Here is a 9,560-nt window from a genome sequence, read left to right as displayed (position 1 = left end):
CCCGGGGGGGTTTGGGGGGGGGGGGGGTGGGGGGGGGGGGGGGGGGGGGGGCCCCCCCCCCCCCCCCCCCGAAGCCCCGCCGACGGGCGGGTCAGTCGTGGGAGAAGCGGACGTCGGGGAGGACCCGGCGCAGCCACCTCGGGCTCCACCAGGCCGCGTGGCCGGTCAGGCGCAGGAGGACGGGCAGCAGGACGAGGCGTACCAGGGCGGCGTCGAGCAGCACGGCCAGGCCCAGGACGATGCCCATCTCCTTGGGGGGCAGTGGTCCGGAGAGGGCGAAGGTGAAGAAGACCGCGACCATGACCGCGGCGGCGGCGAAGATGACGCGTCCGGAGTGGCCGAGCGCGCCGACGACCGCTTGGCGGGGGTCGCGGGTCTTCTCGTAGTGCTCCTTGGCGGAGGCGAGCAGGAAGACGGTGTAGTCCATGGCGATGGCGAAGATCATCGCGAAGAAGAACACCGGGGCCCAACCGTCGAGGAAGCCCTGGGGGGTGAAGCCGAGGAAGCCGGAACCGTGGCCGTCCTGGAAGATCAGGCGCGCGGCGCCGAACGCGGCGGCGGTGGCCAGCAGGCTGGTGGCGGTGCCCAGCAGCGCGGCGAGCGGGGCCTGGAGGGCGAGGACCAGCAGGAGGAAGCCGAGTCCGAGGACGACGCCCAGGACGAGCGGGGTCTTGGCGTCGAGGGTGGCCTGGAGGTCGAGGTTCTCCACGGCCGCGCCCCCGACCTTCGCGTCGTCGGGGAGGGTGCCGCGCAGGCGGTCGACGGTGTCGGCCAGGTGCGGGTCGGACGGGTCGACGGCCGGCATGGCCTGGAGCAGGGTCAGGGCGGAGCCGTCGTCAGCGTGCCGGGCGGGCATGACCGCGGCGACCCCTGGGTCGCCGGCGAGCGCGGCGGCGGTGGCGTCGGCCGCGGCCGTGGGCGTGACGATCTGGAGCATGCCGGGGGCGCCGCGGCCGAACGCCTGCTGGACGGCGGTGTATCCGGTGCGGGCCGAGGAGTCCTCGGGGACCACCGTGATGGACGGCATGGCGGTGCGCAGCCCGATGATCGGGGCTGCGAGGGCGATCAGGACCAGCAGGGCGGGGAGGCCGTAGCGCAGCGGGTGGCGCCACAGCCGCTCGCCCCAAGAGGTGAACGCGACGGAGGCGCCGGCCCGGTCGGCGTTGCGGCGGGTCCAGGGCGGGGCGGCGGCGTTGACCTTGTGGCCGAGGCGGCCCAGCACGGCGGGGAGCAGTGTGAGGGTGGCGGCGAGGACGAAGGCGACGGCCAGCATGATGCCCAGCGCCATGGAGCGGAACGCGGGGGCCGGGACGAGCATCACCGCGGACAGGCTCACCAGCACGGTCGCGCCGGACAGCAGGACGGCCTTGCCGGCGGTGTCCATGGTTTCGCCGACCGCGCGTCGCCCGTCGCCGTGCCGGGCCAGGGCCGCGCGGAACCGGACCACGAGGAACAGCGCGTAGTCGATGCCGAGTGCCAGGGCGAACATCATCGCGAAGTTCATCGCCCACACCGACGTGGGCGTGACGTGGTTGAGCAGTACCAGCGCTCCGGCGGACGCGGCGAGTCCCGCGAGGGTGAGCAGCAACGGCAGTCCGGCCGCCACCAGCGACCCGAACGCGAGGACCAGGATCGCGAGGGTGACGGGCCAGGACAGCATCTCGGACTTGATCATCGCGTCGTGGTTGGCCTTGTTGAAGTCGCTCCACAGGACCGAGGCCCCGGTCGCGGAGACCTCGACGCCGCCGCCGGACAGGGCGGCGAGCGGCCCCTTGAGGTCGTCGGCGGCCCGGACCATGTCGTTGGTGTCGGCCCGGGCGCCGGCGAGCAGGATCGCGGTGCGCCCGTCGGGGCTTATGGTGACGCCGCTCTGTGGCGGGATGACCTCCGCGATGCGGGAGTCCGCGCGCAGCAGGACGGTGGCGCGGTCGACGACGGCGCGTACGGACGGGTCGTCGACCGGACGGTCGGCCGCGACGACCACCTGGAGCGCCGACGAGGCGTTCCCGCCGAAGTGCGCCCGGGCCAGGTCGCGCACCTGGACGGACTCCGAGCCGTTCGCCTGCCAGCCCGCGCCGGCGAGGGCGGAGGTGACCTGCGGGGCGAACGCGCCCAGTCCGGCGACCAGCGCCAGCCACAGCACCGCGACCAGGCGCAGACGCCCGGCGGCGAGAATGCCGAGGCGCCCGAGGAGCCCGAGACGCGTCGACGGGTCGGCTGCGGCGCCGGGCTGCGGCGCGGTCGCGTTCCGCGCCGTGGCGCGGGTGGGGTCGGTGGTCGTCACAAAGCCTCCTGGTGGATACCCCCGGGGGTACGTTCAAGACCACGGTAGTCGATACCCCCACCGGTATACAAAAATACGGGTGGGGGTATATTGGGGACTGCTCGGGATTCACCGAAGGAGGCCTGACATGGGCTACGACCGCACCGTGCGCGTCGACACCGACTTCACCACCACCGTCGCCGCGGTACGCGACGCGCTCGCCGCCCACGGGTTCGGCGTGCTCACCGAGATCGACGTCACCGCGACGCTCCGGGCCAAGCTCGGCGCCGAGATGGAGGACTACCTGATCCTCGGTGCCTGCAACCCGGCGCTCGCCCACCGCGCTCTGGAAGCCGATCGCGCCATCGGGCTGCTGCTGCCGTGCAACGTGGTCGTGCGCCGCGACGGCGAGCGCACCCTCGTCCAGGCACTGGACCCCATGACCATGGTCGCGCTCAGCGGCGACGCGGCCCTGGAGCCGGTCGCCCTCGACGCGGCCGGCCGCCTCGACGCGGCCCTCGCCGCCCTCGTCGCGTGACCAGCCGTACCCGACGCCGGGACCAAGAGCAGCAGATGACCTTCCTCACCTTCATGAGCGGCCCGACCGGACGGGCCCTGCGCATCGCCGCCGGCACCGCCCGCGCCCGCGGTCCTCGGAGATCTCGACCAGAGCCGCCAGGTGGTACCAGTCGCTCAGGCGCGGGCGCAGCGCCTCGATCGCCTCGTCGATGCGGTCGTTGTCGGCCAGGAGTCGGGCCAGGGAGTTCCAAGCGTCGCGTTCGCCGCCCTCGGCGTGCGCGCGCACCATCGCGATCGCCTCCTCACCGCGCCCGAGGGCGTGCAGGACCGGGGCGGCCTCCTCGACGGCCGACCACCGACCGTGCCCCCCCGCGTCCGACTTCGGGCTCACCGGCCGCAGCGCGGCACGTGTCGCGGTGGTCGGCGCGGGTGTGGCGGGTCTGACCGCCGCGTACGAACCGGGCAAGGCCGGGTGCGACGTCACGGTCCTGGACGCCCGCCCCAGGATCGGCGGTCGCAGCCTGACCCTCCGGCGCGGCGACACCATCACCGACACCAAGGGCGTGACCCAGCAGGCCCGGTTCGCCCCCGGCCAGTACTTCAACGCTGGACCCGCGATGTTGCCGCAGTGGTCGGTCAGCACCGACTACTGCCGCGAACTGCGCGTACCCCTGGAGGTGTTCTCGATCTCCAACACCAACACCTTCGTCTTCGACCCGGACGGCCCACCTGGCCCGCCGATGCGCCTGCAGACCGCGCGAGCGGACGCCTACGGCGTGGTCGCCGAACTGCTGGCCAAGGCCACCGACCAGGGCGCCTTGGACCGGCAGCTGACGGCGGCCGACAAGGAGCGACTGCTCGGGTTCCTGGAAGCGATGGGCTCGCTCGGCGACCGTGCCCACGGCCACGCCTACTCGGCCGACCCGCGTCGGCGCGGCTTCGCGGTGCCACCGGGCGCCGCCGGATCGCCCGGCGAAGAGCTGCCGCCGCCGGGCTCGCTGGACCGGGTGTTCGCCGATCAGCTCACCCGACACTGGTACCTGGACGTCGAGTTCGACATGGCGTCGACCCTGCTCCAGCCGGTCGGCGGCATGGACCGGATCGCCCTGGCGCCGGCCGACGCGATCGGCCGGCAGCGAATCCGCTGCGGTGTCGAGGTGACCGCGATCACCGACGGCCCGCACGGGACCCGGCTCACCCATCGTGGCGCGGCAAGCGGCGTACTCGACGTCGACTACTGCATCGTGACCACGCCCCCGCTGGTCGCCGCGCGCATCGCCGGACTGCCCGCCGAGGCGAGTGTGCTGCTGCGCGGATTCCTGGCGGAATACCCCGGCAAGATCGGCCTCGAGTATCGCAGTCGGTGGTGGGAGGACGACTTCGCCGTCTACGGTGGCCTGACCTCCTACGGCAAGGACGGATCGTTGTGGTATCCGTCCGGCGACCTGCACGCCGACCGCGGCGTGATGGTCGCCTACTTCGAAGGCGCGGACGGCACGATCCAGGCGCTTCCCCCGGACCGTCGCGCGGCCGAGGCGGTGGCCCGCAACGTCCGGGTGCACGGCTCGAAGGCCCGTACGGAGCCGGCTAGTTCGCTGTCGGTGATGTGGGGCCTGGAGCCGTTCATCGAGGGTGGTTGGCAGCCGGCCGACCCGCAGCACAACGCCGTCGTCAACTCCGCGCGCTTTCGCCCGCTGACCGATCCGCGCGGCCGCGTGTTCTTCGCGGGGGACTGGCTCAGCAACATGCTGGGCTGGCAACACGGTTCGATGGTGTCGGCGCGCCAGGCGGTGGAGAAGGTACACGCCCGGGCGCTGGCCGGCTGAGATTCGGCCGACGTCGGCGGCGAATCCCGACGCAAAATTGGACCGATCAGTCGGTCCAATATTCACTCCGCCCTCCGGCGGCCGACCGTACCCCGGACACCGCGTGACCCCGATCGCACCGTGCATGCGATCGGGGCTCACGTTCGACCATGGTTGTCCGGTGGTGCCTTGGCCGCCTGCACCCGCCGGCTCCGGCAAGGCCAACGGCAACCGGCCCAACTGCGGTGGCTGCGACCGCCGTGCCCGCAGGACGACAGCCGGACATGATCGGCTTGACGTACAGGAGTGTCGCCAAAGGCGCCACGGTCATCGCCGACCAGGTCCGGATGGGCCACGACCCGACCGTCCTGCAGCCGGAAGACGAACACGCCATCGCACCGCGGGTCCTCACCGACCGCCGGGCACACCGTCGGCCCCGGGGCGAGGATCACCGCTCGGGTGATCCTCGCCCCGGCGAAGGAGGTGATGGGTCTCAATGAGCGGATCGCCGAGATCGACAAGCCCATTGCGCCCGGTTTCGCGAGCACGAACTCGTCGAAGTGATCTCGGACATGCCCGGAATGGGCCTGCTTCCGGGCGCCGAGTTCCCGGCCGCCACCGCCGGTGACACGAGCCGCAAGCTCGCCCCAAGGTCCCCGACCGTCCGACGAGTCGACGTTCCCCTCGCGCTCTCGACTTCGTGGCTTTGGCGGTGGCTCGACAACCTCACTGGGAGGTGGCGGCGGACGCGGGTTCGATGTTGCGGAGGAAGTTTCGTTGGTCGGCGAGATAGCCGTCGGCGAACAGTGAGCGGGGGGCGAAGAGGGCCACGAGGGTGATCTTGATTTCGGAGTCCTCCAGGTTCTTCTTGACCAGGTCGTGGGTGGCGTTCTCGTAGTGCTTGACCGTCAGGGCTCCGGAGGCGTCGAGTTCGCGGCGGTATCCGGCCTCCGTGTCGGCGACGTCCACGTTGACGTCGTGGTCGGGGAGGATTAGGAGCACGGGTATGCCGCGCAGCGCGGGCAGGTCGGCCGTGACATCCGAGGTGTTGTTGCGGGAGACGAAGCCCCAGCGGGCCTCGCTCATGGCGCCTTCGGTGCCGACGGTCGCGATGTAGCGCCGATGGTCGGCATGTTCGGCGAGCAGTCGGCGAATCGTGTCGCTCTTGGCCACCTCCCGGTCGACCTCGGCGGGCGAGGCCCCCTTCTCGCGCAGTTCGGACAGCAGGTTGTAGCGGCCCTGGCGGAGCCAGTTGATCGCGGGTGAGACGCCGATGACGAAGCTGATCCGGGTTCGGGCGGCGACCTTCGGCATCACCCAGCCGCCCTGGCTGGCGCCCCACAGGCCGACCCGGCGGCCGTCGATGTCGGTACGCGCGCGGGCCCAGGCGATGGCGGCGGCGGTCTCGTCGGCTCGGTCGTCCATGGACTGCGCCAACCAGTCGCCGGGCGCTCCGGCGACGCCGGGCTTGTGCCAGGACAGCGACGCGTAGCCGGCCTTGGCGAAGGACTCCCAGATCGGCCGGTAGCCGTCGTCGTGGGTCGCGTTGGTCGGGCCGTCGCCGTGGACGAACACGACGAGGCCGTGCGGTCCTTTGCCCTTGGGCTTGGCCAATACGCCTTCGAGGGTGTGGCCGCCCTGGCTGATGGTGACATTTTCCTCGTCGAGGTCGAACGTGTTCTGCCACACCACGACGCCGCCGAGGGCCACGGCGACGAACACCACGCCGGCCACCGACCAGGCTACGGCGCGAAACCAACGGCGGCTGCGGAGGCGGGGCCTGGGCGTTGGTGTCCCGGTGGGCTCGACGGCGGATCGGGCTCCGGGCGGGCACTCGGGGTCGGGATGGGTCATTGGTCACTCTCCCTTGGGCGATCGATACAAAAACTATCGTATGCGATACGATCGTTTCATAAATGAGAGCTCAGTGCGCAGAGGGCAGAAGAGGGACAAGAGACGATGCCGTCGCCGGAACTGTCGCCGCAGCCGCAGCCGCAGCCGCAGCCGCAGCCGCAGCCACAGCCACAGCCCGGCGCCCGGACCCGCGAACTCGCGGCCCGTTGTCGGGCGTTGCTGCCGCGCGGCTCGGGCGAGGCGGAGCCGAGGATCTACCAGCGCTATGACGGGGCCGGGTCGGATGGTCATTGGTTCAGTGGAAATCGAGGTGGTTGGGATGGATTGGGAAGTGCTGGCGGACTTCGCGTTCGACCAGATGGGCGGCGCGCAGAACACCGTGATGCAGCCGATGGACAACACCGCGGTCCCCGGCGAGGCGCCCGTCGTGGTGACCTCCGCGCGCGGGCGTGACGAGTGGACCAACGGCACGCTCGTGCTCACCACGCATCGTCTGATGTACGTGAAGGAGGGCAAGCCCGGCGTGGCGGTGCCGCTGTCCGGCGTCACCGACGTCGCCCTCGGCACGTCCCGACTCTCGGGCAACGTGGTCAAGGTGACCGCCATCAGCGGTGCACACAGTTGGGAAAACGTCGCCGACGGCCCGGCGTTCGTGGCGAGACTGCGCGAGGCGGTGGTCGACGCCGCGCTCCGGGAGCAGCAGGCGTCGCCGACCGCGGCGCCGCCGACCGAGCCTGCGCGCGGGGCCGGCGGTGGTTCCGCGATACTGGACGGCCTCGAACGCCTCGCCACCCTGCATCGCGCCGGGGCGCTGACCGACGAGGAGTTCGCCGCGGCGAAGCGGCGGCTCATCGAGAGTTGAGGGTGCGGGGTGACCGGTCGACCGCGTGCCGGGCCGGTGGCGCTCTCGCTCCCTGACGCGGCGAACCCCGGCCCACGGCCCCGGGCGGTCCACGCCCATGCTCCGGTGGGCGGCGACCGCCGTTCGCGGATCCCCCGACCTCGCCGCCCCTGACCGAATCCGGGATCCAGGATGGGTGCGCCCGGCCGAACGTGGCATACCTGACGGTGACCGCCTCGTCGAGGAAGTAGAACGCCTCCAGGGTGGGGGCGACACACCGAAGGGAGCCGGGGTCGCCGTCGCTGGGGCGCCGTACACCATCGACGGAGCGCCGCGGCCGGGCACTGGACTACGGCCGCCCGCCCCGACACGAACTGCACGAGATCTTGAACGCGTCCTGTACGTGGACCGCGCAGGGGTCCAGTGGCGTCACCTGCCGCACGACTTCCCACCCCGGGTCATGGTCTACGGCTACTTCGCCAAATGGGAGAAGGACGGTGTCCTCGCCCGACTCAACGGCCTGCTGCGGGAGTTGGTGCGGGAACGAGAGGGACGCGATGCGGAGCCGTCGGCCTGTGCGATCGACGCGCAGAGCGTCGAGACCTCCACCAACGTCCCTGCCGCCGGGAAGGGCGTCGACGCCGCGAAGAGGATCGTGGGCGGGAAGTGCAGCATCGTCACCGACACACTCGGCCTCCTGCTCACGGTATTGGTCACCGAGGCCGGCGTGCAGGACTCGATCGCCGGCGCCCGACTGCTCGACCGGGTCGCCGCATCCCATGCCACGATCCGCAAGACCCGAGTCGACGGCGGCCATCGCCGACACCTCGTCGAGCACGCGGCCACCCTCGGCATCGACATGGAAATCTCCGCACGCGCCCCCGGGACCAGGGGATTCACCCCGATCCCGAAACGCTGGGCGGTGGAGGGCATCTACGGATGGCTCATGTCCACCGTCGACCGGCCCGCGACTACGAGGAGCCGCGCCGGTCGGTTCACCGTCCATGCCCCGATCCACCGGAAGCGAGGGCTGAGCGATGGCACGGAACACGCGCCCCCCATGCCCCGGGGTGCTTCGCACCCGACGCATGAACGGCAGGGCCCTCACCCGTCGACCGGGCAGGGGCGGGAGCCGGGGCGACTCGACGACGGCAAGGCGGACTTCGCCCGGGTGCTGCTGTCCGAGTGGACCAAGATCCGCACGGTGCGCTCCACGGTGTGGACGTTGCTGGTGATGGTCGTGCTGATTCTGGGCCTGGGAGTGCTGCTCGGCGGCGTCGCGGACCCGAAGGTCAAGGACGACTACGTCTCGATCTCGCTGATCGGCGTGATGATCGCGCAGATCGCGGCGGCCACGTTGGGCGTGCTGACCATCGCCGCCGAGTACACCACCGGCATGATCCGCACCACGCTGACCGCCCATCCACGCAGGATCCGGGTCCTGCTCGCCAAGGCCCTGGTATTCGCCGGCCTGATCCTCGTGGTCTCCCTGGTCGCCACCACCCTCGCGGCGGTGATCGGCGACACGATGCTGACCTCACGGATCGGCGACTCCGCCGCGGAGGACTCCGACTTCTTCCGCAGCGTCGTGGGCAGTTCGCTCTACCTCGCGGTGATCGGCCTGTTCGGGCTCGGGCTCGGCACGTTGCTGCGCCACTCGGCGGGCGCGATCACCGCACTGCTGGGCATCATCCTGCTGCCGATGATCATCGGTCCGATGCTGCCGTCCGGCGGCGACAAGGTGATGCAGTACTCGCCGATGTTTGCGCTGATCAAACTGATCGACGGCGGCGGCGACACCGGTGGCCCTGGCCCGTGGGCATCGCTGTCCCTGATCGCGGTCTACGCGGGCATCGCGTTGATCGCCGGCGGCGTGCGGTTGAAGACCCGCGACGTGTGACCGGATCCGCCCGACGCGGCTGACGACCGCCGAACGCCGGCCGGTCGGGCCGTGACAACGCGAAGGGTCGCACCCGACGAACGTCGGGTGCGACCTCTCAGCCGTCCGCGCCGATCCGCACCGGCGACGGTCGGAGGTTCCCGGAGACCCGACGACGGGCGGACCCGGCGGCGATGCACGTTCCCCCCGGTTCACGGACACGACAGGGCACACGCGTTTCCACGAACGCGCTCCGTCTGTCGTTGTCGTACCGGGCGGAGCTTCTCGGCCTCGGCGATGTCCGCGTCGGGAAGCGGATGCCTCTGTGGTCGGCCACTGTGTCGGCGCCGCCGATGCGGCCGAGCGTCGGCGGCGCCCGGCCTCGGGTGGGTCAGGCGG

At 71.5% G+C, this 9,560-nt stretch carries 7 protein-coding genes and 1 pseudogene; 5 read left to right on the top strand and 3 right to left on the bottom strand.

The genetic code is table 11. The features are described 5' to 3' along the window. Positions 1-91: 91 nt before the first annotated feature. Positions 92-2,284 (bottom strand): MMPL family transporter, encoded by a 2,193-nt coding sequence (locus tag ACWGR4_RS33390; protein WP_452134035.1) that lies wholly within the window; start codon positions 2,282-2,284, stop codon positions 92-94. A 127-nt stretch (positions 2,285-2,411) separates the two neighbouring features. On the opposite strand from ACWGR4_RS33390, the gene ACWGR4_RS33385 reads away from it, so the two are divergent. Continuing rightward, on the top strand, positions 2,412-2,801 hold the full coding sequence (locus ACWGR4_RS33385) for a DUF302 domain-containing protein (RefSeq protein ID WP_452134034.1): 390 nt from the start codon (positions 2,412-2,414) through the stop codon (positions 2,799-2,801). A 51-nt stretch (positions 2,802-2,852) separates the two neighbouring features. Here the strand turns inward: ACWGR4_RS33385 and ACWGR4_RS33380 are convergent, their stop codons facing one another. Continuing rightward, positions 2,853-3,173, bottom strand: a complete 321-nt coding sequence (locus tag ACWGR4_RS33380) for a hypothetical protein (protein WP_452134037.1) — start codon at positions 3,171-3,173, stop codon at positions 2,853-2,855. Here ACWGR4_RS33380 and ACWGR4_RS33375 point away from each other — a divergent pair. Beyond that, positions 3,070-4,608 (top strand): flavin monoamine oxidase family protein, encoded by a 1,539-nt coding sequence (locus ACWGR4_RS33375; protein ID WP_452134036.1) that lies wholly within the window; start codon positions 3,070-3,072, stop codon positions 4,606-4,608. The two genes, ACWGR4_RS33380 and ACWGR4_RS33375, sit on opposite strands and share 104 nt — an antisense overlap. A gap of 705 nt (positions 4,609-5,313) precedes the next feature. On the opposite strand, the gene ACWGR4_RS33370 is transcribed toward ACWGR4_RS33375, so the two are convergent. Continuing rightward, positions 5,314-6,312 carry an alpha/beta hydrolase family protein gene (locus ACWGR4_RS33370; protein WP_452129748.1) on the bottom strand — a complete coding sequence of 333 codons (999 nt, stop codon included), beginning with the start codon at positions 6,310-6,312 and terminating at the stop codon, positions 5,314-5,316. A gap of 448 nt (positions 6,313-6,760) precedes the next feature. Here ACWGR4_RS33370 and ACWGR4_RS33365 point away from each other — a divergent pair, with 448 nt between their 5' ends. From ACWGR4_RS33365 to ACWGR4_RS33355, 3 genes and pseudogenes are all read left to right on the top strand, one after another. Beyond that, a complete protein-coding gene (locus ACWGR4_RS33365; RefSeq protein ID WP_452129747.1) occupies positions 6,761-7,303 on the top strand; it encodes an SHOCT domain-containing protein in 543 nt (180 codons plus the stop codon). Between the two features lie 305 nt (positions 7,304-7,608). Continuing rightward, a pseudogene (locus ACWGR4_RS33360) lies at positions 7,609-8,275 on the top strand (IS5 family transposase); the annotation flags it as partial. Between the two features lie 67 nt (positions 8,276-8,342). Next, positions 8,343-9,182 (top strand): ABC transporter permease subunit, encoded by an 840-nt coding sequence (locus ACWGR4_RS33355; RefSeq protein ID WP_452129746.1) that lies wholly within the window; start codon positions 8,343-8,345, stop codon positions 9,180-9,182. Positions 9,183-9,560: the final 378 nt, after the last annotated feature.

Source organism: Embleya sp. NPDC055664 (assembly GCF_053618075.1).
Note: the sequence above shows the minus strand (reverse complement) of the source record. Positions and strands in the feature narration are given on the sequence as shown.

What these genes read in the sequence shown, in the direction of transcription:
- ACWGR4_RS33385 (WP_452134034.1), top strand. Translation starts at nt 2,412, where the DNA reads ATGGGCTACGACCGCACCGTGCGCGTCGACACCGACTTCACCACCACC.
- ACWGR4_RS33365 (WP_452129747.1), top strand. Translation starts at nt 6,761, where the DNA reads ATGGATTGGGAAGTGCTGGCGGACTTCGCGTTCGACCAGATGGGCGGC.
- ACWGR4_RS33355 (WP_452129746.1), top strand. Translation starts at nt 8,343, where the DNA reads ATGCCCCGGGGTGCTTCGCACCCGACGCATGAACGGCAGGGCCCTCAC.